Source organism: Mycolicibacterium hippocampi, from assembly GCF_010723735.1.
Classification (GTDB): domain Bacteria; phylum Actinomycetota; class Actinomycetes; order Mycobacteriales; family Mycobacteriaceae; genus Mycobacterium; species Mycobacterium hippocampi.
This window is the reverse complement of record NZ_BLLB01000002.1, coordinates 4,297,644-4,320,505: the sequence shown is the minus strand read 5'-3', so window position 1 is coordinate 4,320,505 and position 22,862 is coordinate 4,297,644. Positions and strand designations below refer to the sequence as shown.

21 protein-coding genes, 1 tRNA gene, 1 other RNA gene and 2 pseudogenes are annotated in these 22,862 nt (G+C 68.4%); 14 read left to right on the top strand and 11 right to left on the bottom strand.

Annotated elements, in window-relative coordinates; all coding sequences use genetic code 11:
* Window positions 1–6: 6 nt before the first annotated feature.
* From G6N53_RS21815 to aceE, 3 genes are all read right to left on the bottom strand, one after another.
* Window positions 7–957, bottom strand: coding sequence for an ACP S-malonyltransferase (locus G6N53_RS21815; protein WP_205390587.1), 951 nt, complete (start codon window positions 955–957; stop codon window positions 7–9).
* Between the two features lie 143 nt (window positions 958–1,100).
* On the bottom strand, window positions 1,101–2,390 hold the full coding sequence (locus G6N53_RS21810; protein WP_163892005.1) for a PucR family transcriptional regulator: 1,290 nt from the start codon (window positions 2,388–2,390) through the stop codon (window positions 1,101–1,103).
* A gap of 81 nt (window positions 2,391–2,471) precedes the next feature.
* Window positions 2,472–5,261, bottom strand: coding sequence for a pyruvate dehydrogenase (acetyl-transferring), homodimeric type (gene aceE / locus G6N53_RS21805; protein ID WP_163892002.1), 2,790 nt, complete (start codon window positions 5,259–5,261; stop codon window positions 2,472–2,474).
* 201 nt (window positions 5,262–5,462) lie between these two features.
* Here aceE and G6N53_RS21800 point away from each other — a divergent pair, with 201 nt between their 5' ends.
* From G6N53_RS21800 to G6N53_RS21780, 5 genes are all read left to right on the top strand, one after another.
* The gene (locus tag G6N53_RS21800) at window positions 5,463–6,035 is read left to right on the top strand and encodes an Rv2240c family protein (protein WP_205390586.1); all 573 of its coding nucleotides are present in this window, start codon (window positions 5,463–5,465) and stop codon (window positions 6,033–6,035) included.
* 59 nt (window positions 6,036–6,094) lie between these two features.
* Entirely contained in the window at window positions 6,095–6,568 is a 474-nt protein-coding gene (locus tag G6N53_RS21795; RefSeq protein WP_276000290.1) for a DUF3052 domain-containing protein, read from the top strand.
* Between the two features lie 35 nt (window positions 6,569–6,603).
* Window positions 6,604–7,068, top strand: a complete 465-nt coding sequence (locus G6N53_RS21790; protein ID WP_163891996.1) for a peroxiredoxin — start codon at window positions 6,604–6,606, stop codon at window positions 7,066–7,068.
* A 46-nt stretch (window positions 7,069–7,114) separates the two neighbouring features.
* Window positions 7,115–7,189, top strand: a tRNA-Val gene (locus G6N53_RS21785).
* 84 nt (window positions 7,190–7,273) lie between these two features.
* Window positions 7,274–7,570 carry a hypothetical protein gene (locus G6N53_RS21780; RefSeq protein ID WP_163891993.1) on the top strand — a complete coding sequence of 99 codons (297 nt, stop codon included), beginning with the start codon at window positions 7,274–7,276 and terminating at the stop codon, window positions 7,568–7,570.
* A 19-nt stretch (window positions 7,571–7,589) separates the two neighbouring features.
* On the opposite strand, the gene G6N53_RS21775 is transcribed toward G6N53_RS21780, so the two are convergent.
* The gene (locus G6N53_RS21775; RefSeq protein ID WP_163891990.1) at window positions 7,590–9,299 is read right to left on the bottom strand and encodes an amidohydrolase; all 1,710 of its coding nucleotides are present in this window, start codon (window positions 9,297–9,299) and stop codon (window positions 7,590–7,592) included.
* A gap of 72 nt (window positions 9,300–9,371) precedes the next feature.
* Here G6N53_RS21775 and G6N53_RS21770 point away from each other — a divergent pair, with 72 nt between their 5' ends.
* Entirely contained in the window at window positions 9,372–10,322 is a 951-nt protein-coding gene (locus tag G6N53_RS21770; RefSeq protein WP_163896194.1) for a cobalamin biosynthesis protein, read from the top strand.
* On the opposite strand, the gene G6N53_RS21765 is transcribed toward G6N53_RS21770, so the two are convergent.
* The 3 genes from G6N53_RS21765 to G6N53_RS21755 are packed head-to-tail and all read right to left on the bottom strand — an operon-like array spanning window position 10,276 to window position 12,315.
* The gene (locus G6N53_RS21765) at window positions 10,276–11,130 is read right to left on the bottom strand and encodes an SURF1 family cytochrome oxidase biogenesis protein (protein WP_163896197.1); all 855 of its coding nucleotides are present in this window, start codon (window positions 11,128–11,130) and stop codon (window positions 10,276–10,278) included. The genes G6N53_RS21770 and G6N53_RS21765 overlap by 47 nt on opposite strands.
* Window positions 11,131–11,132: 2 nt before the next feature.
* Window positions 11,133–11,633, bottom strand: a complete 501-nt coding sequence (locus G6N53_RS21760; protein WP_163891987.1) for a low molecular weight protein-tyrosine-phosphatase — start codon at window positions 11,631–11,633, stop codon at window positions 11,133–11,135.
* Entirely contained in the window at window positions 11,626–12,315 is a 690-nt protein-coding gene (locus tag G6N53_RS21755) for an HAD-IA family hydrolase (protein WP_237166602.1), read from the bottom strand. The genes G6N53_RS21760 and G6N53_RS21755 overlap by 8 nt, the downstream gene beginning before the upstream one ends.
* 91 nt (window positions 12,316–12,406) lie before the next feature.
* On the opposite strand from G6N53_RS21755, the gene G6N53_RS21750 reads away from it, so the two are divergent.
* Genes G6N53_RS21750 through G6N53_RS21740 form a run of 3 tightly spaced genes read left to right on the top strand, consistent with a single transcriptional unit; the run spans window position 12,407 to window position 15,392 of the window.
* Entirely contained in the window at window positions 12,407–13,534 is a 1,128-nt protein-coding gene (locus tag G6N53_RS21750; RefSeq protein ID WP_163891979.1) for a Nif3-like dinuclear metal center hexameric protein, read from the top strand.
* On the top strand, window positions 13,531–14,268 hold the full coding sequence (locus G6N53_RS21745) for a zinc ribbon domain-containing protein (protein WP_163891977.1): 738 nt from the start codon (window positions 13,531–13,533) through the stop codon (window positions 14,266–14,268). The genes G6N53_RS21750 and G6N53_RS21745 overlap by 4 nt, the downstream gene beginning before the upstream one ends.
* The gene (locus G6N53_RS21740; RefSeq protein ID WP_163891973.1) at window positions 14,265–15,392 is read left to right on the top strand and encodes a bifunctional RNase H/acid phosphatase; all 1,128 of its coding nucleotides are present in this window, start codon (window positions 14,265–14,267) and stop codon (window positions 15,390–15,392) included. Before G6N53_RS21745 ends, G6N53_RS21740 begins: the two co-directional genes overlap by 4 nt.
* On the opposite strand, the gene G6N53_RS21735 is transcribed toward G6N53_RS21740, so the two are convergent.
* Window positions 15,383–15,967, bottom strand: a complete 585-nt coding sequence (locus G6N53_RS21735; RefSeq protein WP_163891970.1) for a type II toxin-antitoxin system RelB family anti-toxin — start codon at window positions 15,965–15,967, stop codon at window positions 15,383–15,385. The genes G6N53_RS21740 and G6N53_RS21735 overlap by 10 nt on opposite strands.
* A gap of 46 nt (window positions 15,968–16,013) precedes the next feature.
* Here G6N53_RS21735 and G6N53_RS21730 point away from each other — a divergent pair, with 46 nt between their 5' ends.
* From G6N53_RS21730 to G6N53_RS21720, 3 genes and pseudogenes are all read left to right on the top strand, one after another.
* On the top strand, window positions 16,014–16,928 hold the full coding sequence (locus G6N53_RS21730) for an NAD(P)/FAD-dependent oxidoreductase (RefSeq protein ID WP_163891967.1): 915 nt from the start codon (window positions 16,014–16,016) through the stop codon (window positions 16,926–16,928).
* Window positions 16,925–17,572: a class I SAM-dependent methyltransferase gene (locus G6N53_RS21725; protein WP_163891964.1), complete on the top strand. Its 648-nt coding sequence runs from the start codon at window positions 16,925–16,927 to the stop codon at window positions 17,570–17,572. The genes G6N53_RS21730 and G6N53_RS21725 overlap by 4 nt, the downstream gene beginning before the upstream one ends.
* 144 nt (window positions 17,573–17,716) lie before the next feature.
* Window positions 17,717–17,920, top strand: a pseudogene (locus G6N53_RS21720) (HNH endonuclease); the annotation flags it as partial.
* A gap of 36 nt (window positions 17,921–17,956) precedes the next feature.
* Here G6N53_RS21720 and G6N53_RS21715 read toward each other — a convergent pair.
* Together G6N53_RS21715 and G6N53_RS21710 are read right to left on the bottom strand one after the other, a co-directional pair.
* On the bottom strand, window positions 17,957–18,373 hold the full coding sequence (locus G6N53_RS21715; protein WP_163891960.1) for a VOC family protein: 417 nt from the start codon (window positions 18,371–18,373) through the stop codon (window positions 17,957–17,959).
* A 10-nt stretch (window positions 18,374–18,383) separates the two neighbouring features.
* Window positions 18,384–18,838 (bottom strand): annotated as a pseudogene (locus G6N53_RS21710) (helix-turn-helix transcriptional regulator).
* Between the two features lie 80 nt (window positions 18,839–18,918).
* Between G6N53_RS21710 and rnpB the strand changes: the two are divergent.
* Window positions 18,919–19,335: RNase P RNA component class A (rnpB, locus tag G6N53_RS21705), an RNA gene on the top strand.
* A gap of 23 nt (window positions 19,336–19,358) precedes the next feature.
* On the opposite strand, the gene G6N53_RS21700 is transcribed toward rnpB, so the two are convergent.
* Complete coding sequence (locus G6N53_RS21700) at window positions 19,359–20,882, bottom strand: CYTH and CHAD domain-containing protein (protein ID WP_163891957.1); 1,524 nt, start codon at window positions 20,880–20,882, stop codon at window positions 19,359–19,361.
* Window positions 20,883–21,064: 182 nt separating this feature from the next.
* Here G6N53_RS21700 and G6N53_RS21695 point away from each other — a divergent pair, with 182 nt between their 5' ends.
* Window positions 21,065–22,834, top strand: a complete 1,770-nt coding sequence (locus G6N53_RS21695; protein WP_163896192.1) for a fatty acyl-AMP ligase — start codon at window positions 21,065–21,067, stop codon at window positions 22,832–22,834.
* The last annotated feature ends 28 nt before the right edge of the window (window positions 22,835–22,862 follow it).

Below are 22,862 nucleotides of genomic sequence, written 5' to 3'. Positions count from 1 at the left end.
TGATGGTCAGTTGCGGAGGGATTCCACAAGTCCGTCCAGATCGGCGGGGGACTTGATGGGGTGGGTCGGGGTTCCCTTCAATTCGCGTTTGGCGATCCCGGTCAGTGTTCCCGCCGGGGGGAACTCGACGATCGCCGAGTTGTCCGCTTGCTCGAACAACTCGCGCATGGTCGCGGTGCACAGGTCCCAACGGACCGGCTTGGTCATCTGGGCCACCAGCTTGGTCATCGCATCGGCAGCGGACGAGACCGGGCGGCCGTCGGCGTTCGACAGTAGCTTGACGTTGGGCGAGGAGATCTCAGCCGGCGCGATTCGATCGGCAACCGCGGTGTACCCGGCAAGCGCCGAGGCCATGTATTGGGTGTGGAACGCGCCCGCCGTGGCGAGGCGCCGGACCCGGGCACGCGCCGGCGGATCCTCGGCCAGCTTCTCGAGTGCCGACACCGCGCCTGCGGCGACGATCTGCCCGGCTGCGTTGCGGTTGGCGGGAACGAGGTCCAGGGCCTCCAGGCGGGCGAGCACCTCGGCTTCGTCACCGCCGAGCAGTGCCGACATCCCGGTGGGCTCGAGCGCGCAGGCTTTGGCCATCTCAGCGCCGCGGGTGGCGGCCAGCGAGACGGCCTCGTCGGCGGAGATGACGCCGGCGATCGCGTAGGCGGCGATCTCACCGACCGAGTGTCCGGCCGCGATGATCGTGGTGTCCTCGCCGCCCTCGGCCAGGTTGGCGCGCTTGGTGAGCTCCTCGTGGGCGAGCAGCGTCGCCGCCACGACGAGCGGCTGCGTCACCGCCGTGTCGGTGATCTCTTCGGCGGTGGCGGTGGTGCCCAGACGGGCCAGGTCGAGGCCACTGATGTCGGACCACGCCGCAATGCGCTCGGCGGCTCCGGGCAGCTCGAGCCAGTCGGCGAGCATGCCGGGAGTCTGCGAACCCTGTCCGGGCGCGAGGAAGGCAAGCACAGTCTTCTGGGGCACGTCTCTAAGGAAACATTGAGAAGTCGGTTTTGAACGGTGTAAGAGATTATGAACCTTGTCTTAGGTTTTTGTAGGTACTCCACAAAACCGCATGTGATGGGACTCCACTGAGACCGGACTGCAATCTGTCATGCGCCCGTTTGGTCCGCGAGTGTGACTGGAGTAACACCTGCGGCCTGTGCGGATCCGCCGACCGCAGAGGTCGACTGCTGAGCCTGGCGGGTCAGCCTGCCCACCGTGGAGGCCACCCGCAACACATAGGAGTCGCGCGGAACCGTCGGATCGCGGCCCGTGAAATCCGCGATCCGTTTGAGCCGATACCTGACGGTATTTGGATGAACGAACAATTTGCGTGCGCAAGCCTCGATGGCGCCGCCGGAGTCCAGGTAGGCGTCCAACGTCTCCATCAATGCCGGGCCGGCGTCCGAGAGCGGCCGCATCACCTCGGCTTCGAGTGCCACCGCCGCGGTGGCGTCACCCAACAGTGCCCGCTCGGGCAGCAACTCGCGGGCCGCCACCGGCCGCGGGGCGCCCGCCCAGCCGGCCACCGCGTTCATCCCGGCGATCGCCTCGGTGGCGCTGCGGTGCGCCGCGCCCAGCGTCGGCGCCGTCGGCCCGACCACCACCGGCCCGGCGTCGAAGACCTTCATCAACTCCGAGAGGAAGCGATCGGTCGGTGACAGTCCGCCGGAGACGATGGTGACCAGCCAGGTGCCGTGGACGTCGGACAGGGCGGCCCGGCCGTTGCGCTTGGCCACGTCGTGGACGTCGTCGCTGGCGAAGTCCATCCGGCCGGGTTGCGGCGTCCCGACCAGGACCGTCGCGGGAGCGGTGGCGTCCCAGTTCAGCGCGGCGGCCTGGGACTGCAACTCCGGGCCGAGGTCGCCGCGGACGACGGCGTCGACCAGGTTGGCCTCCATCCGGGTGTCCCACGCGCCGCGGGCCTCGGCCTGGTCGGCGTACGCGCTGGCAGCGGCGAAGGCGAGGTCCCGGCTGTAGCGCAGGATGCCCGCGGTCAGCGCGGTCAGTTGCTCCTCGGAGCGCGCCAGCAGCGGCACCACTTCCTCGAAGAACTCCATCGTGATGCGCACCATCTCGACGGACTGGCGCAGCGCGATGCGCCGGCGCAGATCCTGGGGTACCACCTCGAACGCCTGCGCGGTGTAGCTCACGTCGCTCTGGGGATTACGCATCCACTCGACGAAGTTGACGATCGCGGTCTGTACCACCAGCTGGACACTGGCCCGTTGCGACGCCTCCAGGTCGGCGAAGAACGGCAGCCGTTCCTCCATGTAGTGCACGGCTTGGGTGGCCAACCGTCCGGAGTACTGCTTGAGCCGGCGCAGTGCGGACTCGGGAACGTTCTCCAGCACTTCGACCGTCGATCGCGGCGGGATGAACCGATTGTTGTCGGTCATCCCTAAAATCTACGCCTGTTTTTGGGGAATCCCTCCAAGGAACTCGTGGTATCAGGCGACGCCCTGGCCGAATGTCGTCGCTTACGCGACTCCGGGGTCCGACGTCTGCTCCGGCGCCGCCATCACATCGTCGATCTCGTACTTCTTCGCGGCCTCGACCGCCGCCGACATGTCGATGTTGCCGTCGCGGGCCAGGCCTTCCAGCACTGCTACGACGATCGACTCGGCGTCGGTGTTGAAGTAACGGCGCGCGGCGGGTCGGGTGTCGGAGAAGCCGAAACCGTCGGTGCCGAGGGTGACGTAGGTGCCGGGCACCCAGGGCCTGATCTGTTCGGGCACCGCACGCATCCAGTCCGAGACCGCCACCACCGGGCCGGCCGCTTCGGCGAGCGCCTTGGTGACATACGGCGTACCGGGCTCGCGGTCGGGGTGGCGCAGCCGCTCCTTCTCGATCGCCACGCCGTCGCGGTTGAGTTCGTTCCAGCTGGTCACCGACCACACGTCGGCGGCGACATCCCATTCCGCGGCGAGCATCTGGGCGGCCTTGAGCGCCGAGGGCATCGCCACGCCGGACACCAGGATCTGTGCCGCATGGGACTTCTTCTCCGGCGCCTGCTGGTAGCGGTAGATGCCGCGCAGCAACCCGTCGACATCGAGTCCTTCCGGCTCGGGCGGCTGGGAGTAGGGCTCGTTGTAGATCGTGATGTAGAAGTACACGTTCTCGGGGTTCTTGCCGTACATCCGGTCCAGGCCGCTTTCGATGATGTAGGCGATCTCGTAGGCGAACGCGGGGTCGTAGGCCACCGCGGCCGGGTTGGTGGAGGCCAGCAGCAGCGAATGCCCGTCGGCGTGCTGCAGTCCCTCGCCGACGAGCGTGGTGCGGCCCGCGGTGGCGCCCAGGACGAACCCGCGCGCCATCTGGTCGGCGGCCGCCCAGAAGCTGTCACCGGTGCGCTGGAACCCGAACATCGAGTAGAAGATGTAGATGGGGATCATCGGCTCGTTGTGGGTGGCATACGACGAGCCTGCGGCGATGAAGGTGCCCATCGACCCGGCCTCGTTGATGCCCTCGTGCAGGATCTGCCCGACTTCGCTTTCCTTGTAGGCCAGCATCAGTTCGGCGTCCACCGAGGTGTACAGCTGCCCGTTGCGGTTGTAGATCTTCAGGCTCGGGAACCACGAGTCCATGCCGAAGGTGCGCGCCTCGTCGGGGATGATCGGCACGATCCGGTCCCCGATGTTCTTGTCGCGCAGGATCTCCTTGAACGTGCGGACCGTCGCCATGGTGGTGGCGACCTCCTGCTTGCCCGAACCCTTCTTCAACGCCTTGTAGGCGTCGCGGGCGGGGAGGGTCAGGGGCTTGGACTTGGTGCGCCGCTCGGGCAGGAACCCGCCCAGCGCTCGTCGGCGATCGAGCAGGTACCGGATCTCCGGCGCCTCCGGCCCGGGGTGGTAGTACGGCGGCAGATAGGGGTCGGCCTCGAGCTTCTCGTCGCTGACCGGGATGCGCTGGGCGTCGCGGAAGTTCTTCAGATCCTCCAGCGCCAGCTTCTTCATCTGGTGGGTGGCGTTGCGGCCCTCGAAATGCGAGCCCAGCGAGTAACCCTTGATCGTCTTGGCCAGGATCACCGTCGGCTGGCCCTTGTGCTCCATCGCGGCGTGGTAGGCGGCGTAGACCTTGCGGTAGTCGTGACCGCCGCGCTTGAGGTTCCAGATCTCGGTGTCCGACATCGGCTCGACCAGCGCCTTGGTCCGCGGGTCACGTCCGAAGAAGTGGTCGCGGACGTAGCCGCCGTCGTTGGCCTTGTACGTCTGGTAGTCCCCGTCCGGGGTGGTGTTCATCAGGTTGACCAGCGCGCCGTCACGGTCGGCATGCAGCAGCGCATCCCACTCGCGGCCCCACACCACCTTGATCACGTTCCAGCCGGCACCGCGGAAGAACGACTCCAGCTCCTGGATGATCTTGCCGTTGCCGCGTACCGGGCCGTCGAGACGCTGCAGGTTGCAGTTGACGACGAAGGTCAGGTTGTCCAGCCCTTCGAGCGCCGCGACGTGGGTCAGGCCGCGGCTTTCCGGCTCGTCCATCTCGCCGTCGCCCAGGAACGCCCACACATGCTGGTTGGAGGTGTCCTTGATGCCGCGGTCGTGCAGATAGTGGTTGAACCGGGCCTGATAGATGGCGTTCATCGGGCCCAGGCCCATCGACACCGTGGGGAACTCCCAGAAATCGGGCATCAGGCGCGGATGCGGATAGGACGGGATACCCCCGCCGGGGTGGCTGTGCTCCTGCCGGAAACCGTCGAGTTGATCGGAGCTGAGTCTTCCCTCCAGGAACGCCCGGGCGTAGATGCCCGGCGACGCGTGGCCCTGGATGAAGATCTGATCTCCGCCGCCGGGGTGCGACTTACCGCGGAAGAAGTGGTTGAACCCCACCTCGTAGAGAGCCGCCGAGGACGCGTAGGTCGAAATATGGCCGCCGACACCGACTCCAGGCCGCTGAGCCCGGTGCACCATGATCGCGGCGTTCCAGCGGATCCAGGCGCGGTAGCGGCGTTCGACGTCCTCGTCGCCGGGGAACCACGGCTCCAGCTCGGTCGGGATGGTGTTGACGTAGTCGGTGGAGGTCAACGCCGGGATGGCGACGCGCTGCTCTCCGGCGCGCTCGAGCAACCGCAACATCAGGTAGCGGGCGCGGGCGGGCCCGGATCGGTCGAGAAGGTCGTCGAAGGACTCGAGCCACTCGCCGGTCTCCTCGGGATCGATGTCCGGCAGATACGACGCGACACCTTCCCGGATGACCCGAACCCGGTCGGGTTCGCTTGTGCTGCTGGAGTTTTGGGCCAGATCCTGGCGCACGAACTCGGTGGTCAACTTCCGCTCCTTGTTAGGCGGGGTAAATGTGCGCGATCCGCGAAGTGGGTTTGCCTCGCTTCTCGCGCCCGGATGGTCCCATCCTCGTCCAATCCTGCCCCATCCGCGACGAAGGGGTGGCGGGAGTGCGGGGAACCGTCGATCAGCACCCGAACGTGCGTGTGGACCGACAGGTGAACCGGTAACGTCTGCACGGTGCTGATGGGTTGGCTGAGCGCGCCCCGTGCCCGGGTCGCCGGCTTCGTCACCGGCATCCTGGCGGCGCTGGCGATGATCATCGTCGGGTGCACCAGCGTCACCGACGGCGACGCCGCGGTGGCCGAAGGTGAGGCTCCCCTGTACCGGGCATCGGTGTCGGCCTCGCTCGAGGAGTCTGCGGCCAGTTCGAGCGCCCGCGAGGCCGAACGCCAGCAGACCTTGACCACCGAGGCGATCCAGACCTCCTGCGAGGCGATGAGCTCGAGCAGCGCCGATGCCATCGGCGCTGTCAACACCTACGTCGCCGCATTCAACTCCAACCCCGCCGACATCGCACGCACCGCCGGTCCGGCGGTGGACGCGCTGAACCTCAGCGCCGACCTGGTCGGGGGCACCGTGTCCGACCTGCTGCCCCCCGAACTGCGGGACGCGCTCAACGGCTGGGTGGATGCCGCGCGGGCCGTCGCGACCGCCATCGTGGGCAATTACGGGACCGAGGAATTCAACTCCGCGATCACCCGACTGAATGACTCCAAGACCGTCGCGCTGGACCGATGCGACGCGGCATACCGATGAAACCTGCCATCACACGTCCGCTGACGCAGCAGGCCGTGCGACGATAGGGCGAGACGAACATGACACAGCGCACAATGAGCGAGTCGGCTGAAGGAGGACTGAAGGTGGTCTCGGCGGGTGACCCCCCGAACTACGCCCAGAGACTGGGCATCGAAAAAGATCAGGTCGTGCAGGAACTGGGCTGGGACGAGGACACCGACGACGACATCCGGTTCGCCATCGAGGATGCGTGCGGCGCAGACCTGCTCGACGAGGACTCCGACGAAGTCATCGACGTGGTGCTCCTGTGGTGGCGTGACGGGGACGGCGACCTCGTCGACACGCTGATGGATGCGATCACCCCGCTTGCCGACGACGGCGTCATCTGGGTCGTCACTCCCAAGACCGGCAAGGCCGGGCACGTGCAGCCGGCCGAGATCGCGGAGTCGGCACCGACTGCGGGACTGATGCAGACATCGTCGGCGAACCTGGGGGACTGGTCCGCCAGTCGTCTGGTGCAGCCGAAGGCAAACGCCATCACCAAGCAGCGATGAGCGCTTGCGCGAAGAGCAGACGGCAGCGGTAGCGCGTGCTTGGTGTCGGCGAGGACGCACCGGACTTCACGCTCAAGGATCAGAACAACCAGCCGGTGACGCTGAGCTCCCTTCGTGGTGCCAAGAACGTGCTGCTGGTCTTCTTCCCGCTCGCGTTCACCAGCATCTGTGCCCGTGAGCTGGACGAGATCCGCGATCACCCGGACGATTTCGTCAACGACGAGACCGCCACGCTGGCCATCTCGGTGGGACCGTCGCCGACGCACAAGGTGTGGGCGGCCCAGCGCGGCTTCACGTTCCCGGTGCTGGCCGACTTCTGGCCGCACGGCGCGGTCAGCCAGGCCTATCGCGTGTTCAACGACGAGAGCGGGTTCGCCAACCGGGGGACCTTCGCGGTGGACCGCTCGGGAGTGATCCGCTTCGCCGAATGCAAGCAGCCCGGCGAGATGCGCGACCGCGCCGTGTGGTCACATGCGCTGGCCGCGTTGCGACCGGGCTGAGAGAATTTCCGGTGGCAGGCGAGGTGCGTGTAGCCTGCCCGGGATCGGGCGCGTAGCTCAGTGGTAGAGCTCTGGTTTTACACACCAGCGGTCGGCGGTTCGATACCGTCCGCGCCCACCATCGTTCGGCCCGCCGGTCGGGGTATGTGTCGGTAGCCTTGGTGCGGTGTTCTTCGGAGACACTGTTGCCTGAGCGCGAACACGTGTGACGACGCGGTCACTCAACACGCCGAGGCCATCGCCGCCCGGCGGTGCTGGACACCTCGCCCTGATCCTCGGGGTGCTGGCGACCGCGCTCATGTTCGTCCCCGTCGTGGGGGAGTTCGTCACCATTCCCGCTGCCATCGGCGCGGTCATCGCCGGCCTCATCGGATTCGACCGATACGACCGGGGTCTGGCTCCCAGCCGGTGGGATGCCGTGCTCGGCGCCTGTCTGGGCGTACTGGTCCTACTGACAAACCTGGTGCTTCTTGCCGCTGTTCACGGCACCGGATCCGAGTGACCCCGGCCCCTTCGGATGTTCAGCAGCAGCCCGGTGCGCTGCGCTCGGCCAGGTGCGCATGCTCGGCGTTGTCGCCGCCTCCGACGGCGGTGAGGAACTCGTCGAGGTCGACCCGGCGCCCGCCCAGCCAGGTCCCGCTCACCCGCACCGCGTCGATCAGCTCGGCCGGCTCCACGGTCCACGGGTCGGCGGTCAGCTCGACGAAATCGGCCAGCTTGCCCGGCGCGATGGACCCGACCAGATGCTCTCGACGCAGCGTGCGGGCCGCGTTGATGGTCTGGGCGCGCCACGCCTGATCCAGCGAGATCGCCTGATCGGCGCCGTGCACGGTGCCGTTGCGGGTGCGCCGGGTGACTGCGGTGGCGATGTTGACGACCGGTAGGGGCGGCGACACCGATCCGTCGTTGTGCAGCGACACGCACGCCCCGGAGGCGACGGCGTCGGCGAACGCGGCCCAGCGGGCACCGTGCTCGCTGTCGAACATCGCGCCGTCGAGCAGTTCTCCCCAGTAGTAGTACTGGAACGGCGCCAACGACACGTGGACGCCCAGCCGGGCGGCCCGGTCGAAGTGTGCGCGGGTGCCGGCACCGCAGTGCTCCAGCCGCCAGCGATGGTCGGTTCCCATCAGGGAGTGCCGGTGCAGCGCGTTCTCGTAGGCGTCCAGCGCGAGGTCCAGGGCCAGGTCGCCGTTGGCGTGGAACGCCATCTGCCAGCCCTTCGGTGCGGCGTGGTCGAGGATCTCGTCGAGCTGCGCGCGAGAGTAGTTCATCGACTCGGCACCACCCGCGGTGGCCGGGTCGATCCCGGCCGTGCGGGTGGCCTCGGTGTCCAGGTAGGGAAACGAGATCGCGATGTTGCCCACCCACGGTGAGCCGTCGGTCCACAGCTTGACGCCCGCCTTAGTCAGCCAGGCCTCGCCGGCGGTGAAAGTGGTTGTCTCCGAATAGGTGTCGGTGATCGACATCTCCCACATGCTGACCCGCAGCGGGCACGACGGCGCCGCTGCCAGCGCCTCGTAGCCGGCGGCGAACTTCGGGTCGTAGGTCATGTCGGAGGTCGAGGTGTAGCCGCCGCGTGACATCAGCGCGTAGTAGTGGGCGCCCGACAGCAGTGGGTCGCCCATCTGGGCCATCAACGGCCCGACCACCGCCGTGACCACCGGCAACTCGAAGCCCTGACCGTTCAGCGATCCGTCGGCGTTGCGGCCGTAGTGCGACGCGACCGGGTCGGCGGGCGGGTCGGTGTCCCAACCGTGGAGCCTGATCGTCGCCGAGTTGAAGTACACGCCGTGCCCCGAGTTGTCGGTGATCACCGTGACCCGGTCGCCGAAGATGGCGTCGAGTTCGTCGGCCTTGGGCGCCGGGTGGCCATGCAGGAGGGCGTCGTAGCCGGTGAACCACAGTGGGGTTTGCGGATCGGTGGTGGCGATCGCGTCGGCGAAGACCTTCTGCACGTCGGCCCAGCTCGCCGCGTCCCACGGCGCGATGGACCGGGCCGGGGCCTGGGTGGCCACCCCGCTGATCAGCGGATGACCGTGTGGCTCAACAAATCCCGGTGCCAGCGCAGCGGCCCCGGTGTCGACCACTTCGGCGTCGGGGAGTGCCGCCCGGCAGTCCTCGAGGCTGCCCACCGCGGCGATCTGGCCGCCGGAGACGGCCACCGCCTGAGCCCGCGGGGTGGCGTCGTCCATGGTGATGATCGTTGCTGCGGTCAAGATCACATCGCCCATGCGCACAGTGTGACAGCTGAACCTCGCGGCTTTGGGCGATTCGTGCTGTGAGACGCTGCCGTGGTGCTTTTCATAGGGGCCCGTGCCGCGGGCGTCGTCGCGGGTGTCGCGGCCGACGCGGTGTTCGGCGATCCGCGGCGCGCTCACCCGGTCGCGCTGTTCGGCAGCGGTGCAGCGGCTTTGGAACGGCACAGCTATTCAGACAGCCGGGCCGCGGGTGTCGTGCACAGCGCCGGACTGCTGGCCGCCGTCGCCGCCCTGGGAGCCCTCGCCGAACGGGCGGGCGGCCGCGGCGCGCTGCGAGAGGCGGCGTGTGTCGCGGCCGCGACGTTCGTCGCGCTGGGCGGGACGACCCTGTGCCGGACCGGTGACCAGATGGCCGGCTTGCTGCAGGCCGATGACATCGAAGGAGCGCGCCGGCTGCTGCCGTCGCTGTGCGGCCGTGACCCCGCGGTTCTGGACCCGCCGGGTTTGGCCCGTGCGGCGCTGGAGTCCATCGCCGAGAACACCTCCGATGCCCAGGTCAGCCCACTGGTGTGGGCGGCAGTCGGGGGCACGCCCGCAGTGCTGGTGTACCGAGCCGCCAACACATTGGACGCGATGATCGGCAACCGTTCCCCGCGGTATGCCCGGTTCGGTTGGGCCGCAGCTCGTTTCGATGATCTCGTCAACCTCGCCGGCGCTCGGCTCACCGGCGTGCTGGTCGCCGTGTGCGCCCCTGTGGTCGGGGGGTCGCCGGTGGCCGCGGTGCGGGCCTGGCGACGGGACGCGCGTAAACACCCGAGCCCGAACGCCGGGGTCGCGGAGGCTACCTTCGCCGGCGCTCTCGGGGTGCGTCTCGGTGGTCCCACGCAGTACGCCCACGAGCTGGAGATCCGGCCGACGCTCGGTGACGGCGCGGCCCCGGAGGCTGCAGATCTCGTCCGGGCGGTGCGGTTGTCGCGCGCCGTTCAGGTGGCTGCCGCGGTCGCGGCGGTCAGCGTCGCTTCCCGTAGCGGTCGGCGAGTTTCTCCTCTGCCGTGACCGGTAGCGCGGGTTCACCGGCGGCGTCTCGTGCCGAGGCGGCCTCGGCCGTCGCCGTGGCTGCGGCCTTCTCCCGACGTCGCACCTGTAGTTCGGAGTACACGAAGTAGCCGACGCCGATCGGCGCGATGATCCCGAACGCGATCCACTGGATGCCGTAGGACAGGAACGGTCCGGCGTCGAGATGGGGCAGCGGGATGACGCCCAGGCCGCCGGGCTGACCGTCGACCAGTTGCAGGTATGAGCCCGCCAGCGGGACACCGGTGAGGTCGGAGATCTGGCCGGTGTTGATCGAGTAGACCTGCTGGATGTCGTCAGCCAGGAACGGGTCCTTTCCCACGGCGACGCCTTCGGGGTCGCGGAGTCGGGCGGTGATCGTCACGGTCCCGGCGGGCGGCGGCTCGATGGCCGGCACCTGCGAACCCTCGACGGGGCGCACGTAGCCGCGGTCGACGAGCACGGTCGGCCCGCCCTCCACTGCGAACGGGGCCAGCACCTCGAACGCGGGCTCGCCGTCGATGACCCGCAGCCTGGCCAGGACCTGCCCCTCGGCCAGGTAGCGTCCGGTGGCCGTCACCCTGTGCCACTGCTCGTCGGGGGCGGCGGAATCCTGCTGCGGCAGAACCGTCGTCACCGGGACCGGTTCGGCTTCCAGCGAGCTCGCGATCTGCGCGTTCTCCCGCGACGTCGCGGTGTTCTTGCCCAGCTGCCACGGCGCCAGCACGGTGAAGCACAGGTAGGCGAACGCCGCCACCACCACGTACAACGCCAGCCACTGCGGCCGCAGCAGGAACGCCCAGCGACGCATGGTCAGCTCACCTGTTCCCGGTCGGCCAGCCACTCGTCCACCCAGGCGTGCAAGCCGGGCAGCGACGCGTCGATCACCGCGAAGACGTCTTCGAAGTCGTCGTGGGTGCCGTAGTAGGGATCCTCCACGTCGTCGACATGTGCCCCCGACCTCGGGTCGAAGGACCGCAGCAACCGCAGCCGGTCGGCCTGCACCCCCAGGTGCTGCAGCATGCGGAAATGGTTTCGGCCCAGCGCCACCACCAGATCGGCCGACAGGTGGTCGTCACCGATCTGAGCGGCGCGATGCGCGGTCGGGTAGCCGTGGCCGCGCAGCACCTGCCCGGCACGGCGGTCGGCGGGTTCGCCCTCATGCCAGTGACCGGTGCCCGCGCTGGTGACCCGCACCACGTCGGCCAGGCCACGCTCGCCGATCTGGTGGGCGAACATCTTCTCTGCCATCGGGCTGCGGCAGATGTTGCCCGAGCAGATGAAAGTGATGTGGAGGACCGCAGCGTCAGACACCCAACGCCTCCCGTAGGTCGTCGACGTCGGCGACGTGCGCCTGTGCCCGGGGGCTGTCGTCGGCGGTGAAGTCGGCGCGCCCGTAGCCCCAGCCGACGACGATGGTGCCGATGCCGTGGGCGGCGGCCCCCTCGACGTCATGGGACCGGTCGCCGACCATCATCACCCGGTCCGGGAGAGGCGCGAGCTGCGCCAGTGCATGCGCCACCACGTCGGCCTTGGACGCCCGGCTACCGTCGACGCTGGCCCCCGCGATCACCTCGAACCAGGTGTCGAGGCCGAAGTGGGCGAGGATGCGCCGCGCAGTCGGCTCGGCCTTCGAGGTGGCCACGGCCAGCCGGACGCCGGCGCTCTGCAGGTCGGCGAGCAGCGCGGGGATCCCGGCGAACGGGCGGTTCATCGACCAGCCACGGCTCGTGTAGTCGGCGCGGTAGGCGGCGATCGCCGCGTCGGCGTGCTCTCCGAGGCCCATCTCCCGCAGCGTGTGGTGCATAGGTGGGCCGACGATCCGGCTGACCAGGTCACCGTCCGGCACGGCGGCGCCGACGGTCTGCAGCGCGTGGCGGAAACTGGCGACGATGCCCTCGGCCGAATCGGTCAACGTGCCGTCCAGATCGAAGATCACCAGATCGCCGCGGCTCACCTGCGCCGAGTTCTGCGTGCTGTCCAGCGTGTCTGTCACGGCTCCATTGTCCCTGATGCCTGGCCGGGGCCGACCCGCACTAGTGTCGTGATGTGGCAAGTCGATGCAGTTCCCTGTTCGGGGTGACGCAATGACGGTCCGGCTCGCGGACGTCATCGAAGTGCTCGATGCGGCCTACCCCCCTCGATTCGCCCAGAGCTGGGACTCGGTCGGCCTGGTCTGCGGCGACCCGGCAGAAGAAGTCGAGACGGTGACGATCGCCGTCGACGCGACACCGGCTGTGCTGGCGCAGGTGCCCGAGCGCGGGCTCCTGCTGGCGCATCATCCGCTGCTGTTGCGCGGCGTGGACTCGGTGGCCGCTGATTCCGCCAAGGGCGCTCTGATCCACTCGATGATCCGCACCGGGCGCGCCCTGTTCACCGCGCACACCAACGCAGACAGCGCGTCCCCCGGGGTGTCTGACGCACTGGCCGACGCGTTGGACCTGGAGGTGACCGACGTGCTCTCCCCGTTGCCGACCGGGCCGGCCCTGGACAAGTGGGTGGTGTTCGTACCGCCGGCGAACGCCGACTCGGTGCGCGCGGCGATGTTCGCGGCCGGCGCCGGACAGATCGGCGACTACTCACAGTGCAGTTGGAGCGTCGGCGGCACCGGTGAGTTCCTACCCGAGGACGGCGCGACGCCCGCGATCGGGACGGTCGGCACCGTCGAACGAGTGACCGAGGACCGGATCGAGATGGTCGCCCCGGTGTCCCGGCGGACCGCGGTGCTGACCGGTCTACGCGGTGCGCATCCCTACGAGGAGCCCGCATTCGACGTGATCGAACTCGCGGTGACCACCGGTGAGGTGGGGCTGGGACGCATCGCGACGCTTCCGGAGCCCGAACCGCTGTCGGCGTTCGTGGCCCGGGTCCGTGACGCGCTTCCCGCGACGTCGTGGGGGGTGCGCGCGTCGGGGGATGCCTCGGCACCGGTGTCGCGGGTCGCGTTGTGTGGCGGCGCGGGTGACTCGTTGCTCGCCGAGGTCGCCGCCGCCGGGGTGCAGGCCTACGTCACCGCCGACCTGCGCCATCATCCCGCCGACGAGCACCGGCGGGTCTCCGACGTCGCTCTGGTCGACGTCGCGCACTGGGCCAGCGAATTCCCCTGGTGCCACCAGGCGGCTCAACTGTTGCGCAACCACTTCGGTGCGTCGCTGCCGGTCACGGTATCCGACGTACGCACCGACCCATGGAACGTCGAAGGAAGCTGTACATGAAAGCTGATGTGACACAACAGCAGTCGCTACTCGAGTTGGCGGAGCTGGATGCCGAGATCTCGCGGATCCAGCATCGGACCAAGAACCTCACCGAGCAGCGGGCGCTGGACGAGGCCCAGAGCGCGCACCAGGAGGCCAACGACCGCCTTGCCGCATTGCAGCTCGCTCTCGCCGACATCGACGCCCACATAGCGAAGTTCGAGACCGAGATCGACGGAGTACGGCAGCGGGAGGATCGCGACCGCTCCCTGCTCGATGGCGGGACCGTGGACGCCAAGCAGCTCACCGAGCTGCAGCACGAGCTCGAAACCCTTCAGCGGCGCCAGGCCAGCCTGGAGGACTCGCTGCTGGAGGTGATGGAGCGCCGGGAGGAGTTGGCCGCCGAGCAGGAACGTGCTCTGGCCGACATCGACGTGTTGCAGAGCGCGCTGAGCGATGCTCAGCGGGTGTGTGACGATGCCCGCAGCCAGCTCACTCAGTTGCAGCACCAATCCCTCTCCCGCCGTGACGATCTCGTCGCCGGGATCGACGAGGGCCTGATCGCGGCGTATGAGCGTCAGCGTGCCCGCGGGGGAGTGGGTGCCGGGGCTCTGCAGGGCCGGCGCTGCGGCGCCTGCCGGATCGAGATCGACAGAGGTGAGCTGGCGCGGATCGCCGCGGCCGACGACGACGAGGTGCTGCGCTGCCCGGAGTGCTCGGCGATCCTGTTGCGGGTCAAGGGTTCGCACGCGTGAGGGTGCGGGTCGAGGCTGACGGAGGCTCCCGTGGCAATCCCGGGCCCGCGGGCTACGGTGCGGTGGTGTGGTCGGATGACCGGAAAACACTTCTCGCGGAAGCCAAGTCGGCTATCGGCAGGGCGACCAACAACGTCGCCGAATACCGCGGCTTGATCGCAGGTCTCGAGGAGGCGGTCGGCGTCGGCGCGACCGAGGTCGAGGTCTGCCTGGACTCCAAGCTGTTGGTCGAGCAGATGGCGGGGCGCTGGCGGGTCAAGCACCCCGACCTCGCGCCGCTGCATCAGCAGGCGAAAGACATCGCTCGAAAGTTCGATCGCATCACCTACAAGTGGATCCCGCGGGCCGAGAACAGCCACGCCGACCGGCTGGCCAACGAGGCCATGGATGCCGCCGCAGGCATCGTCGATGCCCCGACAGGCACCGACGTCGCAGAAGTCGCGAAAGTCGCCGACCCCCTTTCGGCCAGCACGGCAGTCGTGACCAACCCGGCCGGATGGACGGGTGCCTCCGGAGCGCCGACCCGGTTGCTGCTCCTTCGTCACGGGCAGACCGAACTGTCGGTCCAGCGCCGCTACTCCGGACGGGGCAACCCGGAGCTGACCGATCTCGGTGCACGGCAGGCGGAGGCGGCCGCGCAGTACCTCGGGATGAACGGCGGCATCGCCGCCGTCGTGTCCTCTCCGTTGCGGCGGGCTCACGACACCGCCTCGGCAGCCGCCGGGAAGTTGGGCCTCGACGTCGTGGTCGACGAGGACCTGATCGAGACCGACTTCGGTGCGTGGGAAGGACTCACATTCGGCGAAGCCGCCGAGCGCGATCCGGAGCTGCACCGCAGCTGGCTGCGCGACACCTCGGTGCCGCCGCCGGGCGGGGAGAGCTTCGACGCCGTCGCCACCCGGGTACGCAGCGCCCAGCAGCGGATCGTTGCCGAACACAGTGGCCAGACGGTCCTGGTGGTCTCGCACGTGACGCCGATCAAGACCCTGTTGCGAGTGGCGCTCGATGCCGGTCCGGCGATTCTGTACCGGCTGCACCTCGACCTCGCATCGCTGTCGATCGCCGAGTTCTATCCGGACGGCGCGGCATCGGTGCGGCTGGTCAATCAGACCGCCTACCTGTGATCAGTGTGCAGGTGTGCCCGTTCACCGTGTGCGCCGAACAGCGCGATCGCTTCCACCGGGCCGTCGACGACGCCGAACCAGTGCGGCGTCCACGTCGAGAACTCCACGGCCTCACCGGGTTCGATGACGAAGTCACGGTCACCGAGGATCAACCGAAGCCGCCCGGACAGCACGTACATCCAGTCGTGCCCTTCGTGAACCGGTAGCTCGGCGGGTGGGGTGCGCCGCCGCGCGCTGACCCGCAGTTTGAACGCGTGGAGTCCGCCTGCCGGGCCCTGGCGGGTCAACGGCCAGTAGGTGACCAGATGACGGGTGTGTGCACCCCCTCGCACCCGCGGGTCGGGCGCTTCGGGGGCGCTGAGCAACTCGTCGGTGCTCACCGACAGTGCAGCGGCCAACCGGGGCAGGTGGTCGAGGGCAAGGCGGCGCTTGCCGGATTCCAACCGGCTGAGCGTGGAGACGTCGATGTTGGACCTGCCGGCGACGTCGTCGAGCGTCATGCCCCGCTGCTGCCGTAGTTCGCGCAGTCGGCGCCGCACCCGGAGATCCACGCTGTCCTCGTCTTTTGCCTCCATGGCAAGCCAGCTTGGCATTGATGCGGTGTTTGGGCAAGCTCGGGTCATGGAAAATGATTGGGAGTGCCTGGTCGTCGGCGGCGGAGCTGCAGGACTGAGCGCCGCGCTGGTGCTCGGTCGGGCACGACGGCGCACGCTGCTAGTTGATGCCGGCCGACAGAGCAACCTGGCGGCCAAGGGGATCGGCGGCCTGCTGGGTCACGACGGGCGGCCCGCCACCGAGCTGTACGAGCTGAGCAGAAAAGAGCTGCAACAGTATCCGAGCGTCGAGGTGCGAAGCGCGGAGGTGCGCACCGCCCAGCGCCGCGACGGCGGATTCGACATCGAGCTGGCCGGCGGCAGCCACGAGCGCGTCAAGCGGGTGCTGCTGGCCATGGGGATGGAGTACCGCCCACCACCACTGCCCGGTCTGGACGAACTGTGGGGAGGCTCGGTGTTCCACTGTCCGTTCTGCCACGGCTGGGAGGTTCGCGAGCAGCCGCTCGCGGTGCTGGCCCAGGGCGAGCGTGCGATGCACATGGCTCGGTTGCTACGTGGGTGGACCGACGACGTGATCGTGCTGACCAACGGGACAGAGGATCTCACCGAGGAAACCAGGAACTGCCTGCGTGCCAGTGAGGTTCCGGTGGACGAACGCCCGATCGAGCGATTGGCATCGGTCGACGGCGAATTGGAGGCGATCGTGTTCACCGACGGATCCAGGCTGGCCCGACGAGGGCTGTTGGTGGCTGCGACGTTGCACCAGCGCACCGACCTCGCGGCCCAGCTTGGTGTGAATTTTGTTGAACCCGGGCCGGTTTCGATGGAGGCGGTCGAAGTCGACGCGCTCTATCAGACGTCTGCACCGGGAGTGTTCGCAGCGGGTGACGTGTGTACGCAGATGCCTCAGGTGGCGGCCGCTGTTGCGGCGGGCTCGGCGGCTGCGGCATCTGTGGTTCGAAGTCTGATGGAGGAGATATGACGGCATCTGAGGTCAAGCAGCATTGGGAGGACAGGTACGCCGAACGTGAGCGGTTCTGGAGTGGGCACGTCAACGCCCGGCTGGCGGAATTCGCGACACCGTTGACGCCTGGGCGCGCGCTGGATATCGGCTGCGGTGAGGGCGGCGACACCCTCTGGCTCGCCGAACACGGCTGGGACGTGCTGGGGGTGGACATCTCCGACACGGCGTTGAGCCGCGCAGCAGCTGAAGTCGCGGCCCGAGGCCTCACCGACCGGGTGCGACTCGAGCAGATGGATCTGTCGGAGTCGTTTCCCGCAGGAACCTTCGACCTGGTGTCGGCACAGTTTCTGCAGTCTCCGGTTCACCTCGACCGGGTACGGATCTTCACCGCGGCCGCGAATGCCGTCGCCCCAGGAGGGGTGTTGATCATCGTTGATCACGGCGCCGCACCGCCGTGGGCCTCGACGCACCTGCGCGAGCACGTCTTCCCCAGCGCCGAGGAAGTGTTGCAGACCGTCGAACTCGACGAGCGGCAGTGGGATCGGGTGCGGGTCGGATCTGCGCAGCGCGATGCGGTCGGACCGGACGGTCAGGCCGGGGTGCTGGTGGACAACCTCATCGTGCTGCGCCGGGAGGCGGCCGAGACCGGTCAGCCGGGATAGTCGGGAAGGCGGAGGTATCGACGGTCGTGCCGTCGTTCAGGGCGACCGCGACGCGGTCCCCGTGGTCGGTGAGGTCGACGATTTCTGTGTCGAAGCGGTAATCGGTGGTCGCGCGGGTGTCCGGTTCTATGCCCATCCGGCGGGGCGTGCAACTACGCCAAAGAAGCCCCCGGCTGGCAAGTGACCACCACCGAGGCTGACGGGGAGCACCGCGCCGAGTACCGCACCCCCACCGGGGCGGTCTACCACTCCACCGCCCCACCACTACCCGGACCACCAATCCGACGCCGAATCAGCCTCACCGAGAGCCACCTCAGCATCGACCTGGCCACCTTCGACGCCGCCTGACACCGCCTGACACCGCCTGAGAGCGTCTAGCCCGGTCTAGGCCAACTGGGTGAGTCGAACGCTGTTGCCGGACGGGTCGCGGAAGCCGCAGTCGATGCCATATGGCATCTCGTGGGGCTCCTCGGTGAACTCGACACCGCGTGCACAGAGGGCGTCATACGTGGCGCGGCAGTCCTCGGTGGTCAGGAACACGGTGCCGGCAAAGCCTTTCGCGGTGAGGTCGAGGACCTGCTTGCGTGTGGGCTCGTCCATCACCGGTGCGCCCGGCACCGCCATCAGGACGATCGAGACGTCGTCCTGACCAGGCGGGCCGACAGTCAGCCAGCGAAAGATGCCGTCGACGTCGGGGAGCGAAACATCCTGCCGCACTTCCATGCCCACCTTCTCGGTCCAGAACCTGCATGCAACTTCCTGGTCGTGAACCCATAGGTGGACGCTTGCAATCTTGATCATGGCTGCGACGCTACGGTTTGGCCGACGACCCCGTCTTCTTCCCGTGTGCTGTCTTGGCCACCCGACTGTCTGCTCTGGGTCGGGTGTCGCGACGCAGGATGCAACTCGGAACCCGGCGTGGACGGCAGCGGGCGGCAATGCCGCGCGGTACGCCGCCGGCGGAAGGCCGTAGATCCGGGCGAAGCTTGTGGTGAACGAGCCGACGGTTTGCAGCCCGACCATCACGCAGATGTCGGCCACCGTCCGGTCGGTGTGGCGCAGCAGTGACGCGGCGCGCTCCAGGCGACGGGTCTGCAAATACGCCCGCGGCGACTCGCCGAAGGTCTTGGTGAACATTCGGCTGAAGTGGGCCCTCGACAACCCGGCCGCCGCAGCGAGGTCGTCGACGGTGATCGGCTCGGAGTACCGGGCATCGACCAGATCCTTGGCTCGCATCAGATAGCGGGCCGGGGGAGCCTGCGTCATGGCTCAAGTATCGCCGCCGCGACCGTGCAGAGCCGCTGTTACCGGAATCGGGACCCGAACCATTACGTTGTTAGGGCGGATGAGCTGGCTGGGCGGCCGCGGGATCCGGGGTGACCCGGATGTCGAGGAAAGTCCGGACTTCACAGAGCAGGGTGATTGCTAACAGCAATCCGAGGTGACTCGCGGGAAAGTGCCACAGAAAACAGACCGCCACCACAGCGCCTTCGGGTGCTGGGGTGGTAAGGGTGAAAAGGTGCGGTAAGAGCGCACCAGCGTTCCGGGTGACCGGAGCGGCTAGGTAAACCCCACCCGAAGCAAGGCCAAGAATGTCGCGTCGCGAGGCGCGGCAGCGCAGGCGTTCGAGGGCTGCTCGCCCGAGTCTGCGGGTAGGCCGCTCGAGGCACCCGGTGACGGTGTGTCCAGATGGATGGTCGCCGCCTCGCCGCCGTTCACGCGGCGCTGAGGGACAGAATCCGGCTTACAGGCCAGCTCATCCGCCCTTCACGGCGACCAAGGGCTGTCAGGACTTGCGGACAGCCTTGTCCAGCTTCTCCAGTGCATCGTCGATCTGGTCTTCACACCGCTTCGCCAGTTCGTTCTCCTGCTGGTAGAGCAGCCCGTAGGTGAAGGTGTCCTCGCCGGCGGCGTGCGCCAGCTCGGCCTGCCTGCTCAGGTGCGCACGGCTGACCACGCTGTCCTGGTGATCACCCAGCAGGCTCTGGATCGCCTTGGCGCGCTCGGCCACCTTCTTTTCCCCGGTGGCAGCCGCGGTGTAGCGCAGTTGTTTCGCGCGCTTGCGGATTCGGTGCAGCGCTTCGTCGGTGTCGGCCTCGGTGTCGTCGACTGCGGCGCGTGCGGCCTTGGCGGCCTTGCGGACCCGCTTGTACGCCGAGTCCAGGTTGGCCTCGGCCGGTTCCTCACCGGGCTGTGGTGGGGGAGGTTCGGCGGCCACCAGCGCGTCGAGAGCGTCCAGCAGGCGGAAGTAGCGCGGAGAGCGGACCGCCGTCAGCGATCGTTTCCACCCGTTCTTGTAGCGCTTCTTGGCGCCCTCGACGAGGCGCTCTCGCACCGGTCCCCGGATGTTGTCCTCCGGTAGATCGTCCAGCGCGTTCTCGAATCGCTCGGCCAGCACCTCCGCGTCGCGCGCCACCCCGAGGACCCCGGCGAGCTCGCGGAGTTCGTCGAGAATCCACTCGTCGTCGGTGATGCCGAACGACCCTTCCGACGACTGCAGCAGGCTGCGGATCTTGCGGGTCGTCACCCGCATCTGGTGGACGGAGTCGTAGCTGTCCTCCCGCAGGGCGCGGTCCCACTCGAGCAGTTGCTCGACCTGCTCGGCCACCGCCCGGTGCAGGGGGTCCGTGGAGGCGGCGGGAGCCTCGTCCGCGCCACCCTCACCGTCGGCGGGCTCACTCGAGGCGAGCACGCGGGCAAGCTTGGAACCGTGGCCGGCCGGCTGCGCGCCGGCATCCAGCAGCCGGTTGGTCAACCGGTCGAACAACTCAGGGTCGGTGGCCTCGACCAGCTCCAATTCCCATTCACGCCAACGTTGTTCGTCGCCGCCCTCGGCGCTGGCGGTGACCTGGTCGTCGCAGAACTCGGCCAGCGCCTGACCGTCGGGGCCGTAGAGCATCTCGATGCTGCGGGAGGTACTGATCCGTGCCACCGGCGCAAGCGGACGGTCTCGCACGATCGCGAGCACGACGTCGCGAAGGCTCTCCGGCACGACTGCATCGGCGGGATCGCCAGGCGCGCGGTCGTCCAGCGGCACGCGCACCTCGGTGCGAGTGTCGGGTCCGGCAGGCAGCTTCAGATGCCAGCCCGCGTCCGACCCCCCGGTTCGGCGGCGCAACGTGATCCGGTGCCGGGCGAGGTCACGCCCCGGTGTGTCGAAGTAGACAGCGTCGAGCTGTTGTGACGGCGACCGCTCGACGCGGGCGACCGCAGACAGGCCGTCGAACGAGGGCGTCACCGTGGACTCGACGACCTCGAATTTGCGCTCGGTCTCCGTGTACCTGGAGTTTTCGGGCGAGGTGGCGGCCATGGTCCCCTTTGCTGCGGCTATGCGGGTGGTAATTGGGAAAGCCAAGAGTGCCACATCCAGGTGAACGGGTATCGGGATCAAAAGGGCGCGCGGGGCGGGTGGTGTCACGTTTTCCCGCATCATGCTCTTAGAATCGTCTTATGAACCGGGAAGCAGCCCTGGTTGCGGATGGCACCGCCCAGATGAAGATCGAGGACTACCTCGACCCAGAAGGCAACATCGCCATACCCGACGGTGTCACGCTGACGTCGTTTCTGGATCGCAACGTCGCCGAACTCGGAGCCACCCCTGCGTATCGGTACCTCGACTTCGATCGTGACCGCACCCTCGAACTGACCTGGACCCAGCTGGGAACCCGGCTGCGGGCCGTCGGCGCCCGGCTGCAGCAGGTCACCCAGCCGGGGGACCGGGTCGCTGTCCTGACCCCGCAGGGCGTCGACTACGTCGTCGCGTTCTTCGCCGCGATCCAGGCGGGCACCATCGCCGTGCCGCTGTTCGCGCCCGAACTCCCGGGACACGCGGAGCGGCTGGACGCTGTGCTGGGCGATGCCCGCCCGTCGGTTGTGCTGACGACGACCGAGGCCGCAGCCGGTGTCCGGGAGTTCCTCCGCACGCTGCCGCGTGATCGTCGACCGCGGGTGATCGCCGTCGACGCGGTGCCCGACGCCGTCGGCGCCGCATTCGTCCCCGCACCTTTGCGGACCGACGCGGTCGCCTACCTGCAGTACACCTCGGGATCCACCCGTACCCCTGCGGGTGTCGAGATCACCCACCGGGCGGCCTGCACCAACGTCGTGCAGATGATCCTGTCGGTCGGCCTCGACCACAACATCCGCAGCGTCAGCTGGTTGCCGCTGTTCCACGACATGGGCCTGCTGATGATCATGTTCCCGGCGCTGGCCGGCGGTCACATCACGCTGATGTCACCGGTGGCGTTCGTGCGTCGGCCCTACCGTTGGATCCGTGAACTCGGCGCCTCGGACCGCAGGACCTTCGCCGCCGCACCGAACTTCGCGTTCGAGCTGGCGGCCCAGCGTGGGCTGCCGCCTGCCGGCGACGCGCTCGACCTCAGCAACGTCGCGGGCCTGATCAACGGGTCTGAACCGGTGAGCATCACCTCGGTCGACAAGTTCACCGCCGCCTTCGCGCCGTACGGCCTGAACCCGGCCGCCATCAAGCCGTCCTACGGCATGGCCGAGGCCACCCTGTTCATCTCCACCACCTCGCACGACGCCCGCCCGGAAGCCATCCACCTCGACCGCGACGAGCTGGGCGCGGGCCGCGCGGTCCGCGTCCCGGCGGACCATCCGAACGCCCTGGCCCAGGTTTCCTGCGGCAAGATCGCGCGCAGCCAGTGGGCCGTGATCGTCGACCCGGCCAACGACGCCGAGGTCCCCGACGGCAGGGTGGGTGAGATCTGGCTGCACGGCGACAACGTCGGGCGCGGGTACTGGGGACGTCCGCACGACACCGAGCTGACCTTCCAGAACAAGGTGCAGTCCCGCCTGCAGCACGGCAGCCACGCCGAGGGCAGCCCCGAGAGCGCGCTGTGGATGCGCACCGGCGACCTCGGGGTCTTCCTCGACGGCGAGCTGTACATCACCGGACGGATCAAGGACGTCATCATCGTCGACGGCCGCAATCACTATCCACAGGACGTGGAGGCGACCGTCGCCGAGGCGTCGAAGGCGGTGCGTGCCGGATTCGTGGCAGCCTTCTCGGTCCCGGGTGACGGGCGCGAAGAAGTGGTGATCGTGGCCGAACGTGCGGTGGGCGCTGGGCGCGCCGAGGCGGGGCCGGTCCAGGAGAGCATCCGCGCGGCGGTTTCCCGCCGCCACGCCGTGCCGGTCGCCGACGTCAAACTCGTTGCCGCAGGAACGATTCCCCGCACGACAAGCGGCAAGCTGGCCCGTAGGGCCTGCCGTGACAAGTATCTCGACGGCGGCCTCTGAGCCCTGCCGGCCGACACGGGCAGATACT

Bases quoted from the DNA above. Each gene is read 5' to 3' on its own strand.
- G6N53_RS21715 (WP_163891960.1), bottom strand. From the start codon at position 18,373: ATGATCAAGATTGCAAGCGTCCACCTATGGGTTCACGACCAGGAAGTT.
- G6N53_RS21795 (WP_276000290.1), top strand. From the start codon at position 6,095: ATGACACAGCGCACAATGAGCGAGTCGGCTGAAGGAGGACTGAAGGTG.
- G6N53_RS21735 (WP_163891970.1), bottom strand. From the start codon at position 15,967: ATGGAGGCAAAAGACGAGGACAGCGTGGATCTCCGGGTGCGGCGCCGA.
- G6N53_RS21800 (WP_205390586.1), top strand. From the start codon at position 5,463: ATGGGTTGGCTGAGCGCGCCCCGTGCCCGGGTCGCCGGCTTCGTCACC.
- G6N53_RS21775 (WP_163891990.1), bottom strand. From the start codon at position 9,299: ATGGGCGATGTGATCTTGACCGCAGCAACGATCATCACCATGGACGAC.
- G6N53_RS21745 (WP_163891977.1), top strand. From the start codon at position 13,531: ATGAAAGCTGATGTGACACAACAGCAGTCGCTACTCGAGTTGGCGGAG.
- G6N53_RS21750 (WP_163891979.1), top strand. From the start codon at position 12,407: ATGACGGTCCGGCTCGCGGACGTCATCGAAGTGCTCGATGCGGCCTAC.
- G6N53_RS21700 (WP_163891957.1), bottom strand. From the start codon at position 20,882: ATGGCCGCCACCTCGCCCGAAAACTCCAGGTACACGGAGACCGAGCGC.
- G6N53_RS21730 (WP_163891967.1), top strand. From the start codon at position 16,014: ATGGAAAATGATTGGGAGTGCCTGGTCGTCGGCGGCGGAGCTGCAGGA.
- G6N53_RS21765 (WP_163896197.1), bottom strand. From the start codon at position 11,130: ATGCGTCGCTGGGCGTTCCTGCTGCGGCCGCAGTGGCTGGCGTTGTAC.
- G6N53_RS21725 (WP_163891964.1), top strand. From the start codon at position 16,925: ATGACGGCATCTGAGGTCAAGCAGCATTGGGAGGACAGGTACGCCGAA.
- G6N53_RS21810 (WP_163892005.1), bottom strand. From the start codon at position 2,390: ATGACCGACAACAATCGGTTCATCCCGCCGCGATCGACGGTCGAAGTG.
- G6N53_RS21695 (WP_163896192.1), top strand. From the start codon at position 21,065: ATGAAGATCGAGGACTACCTCGACCCAGAAGGCAACATCGCCATACCC.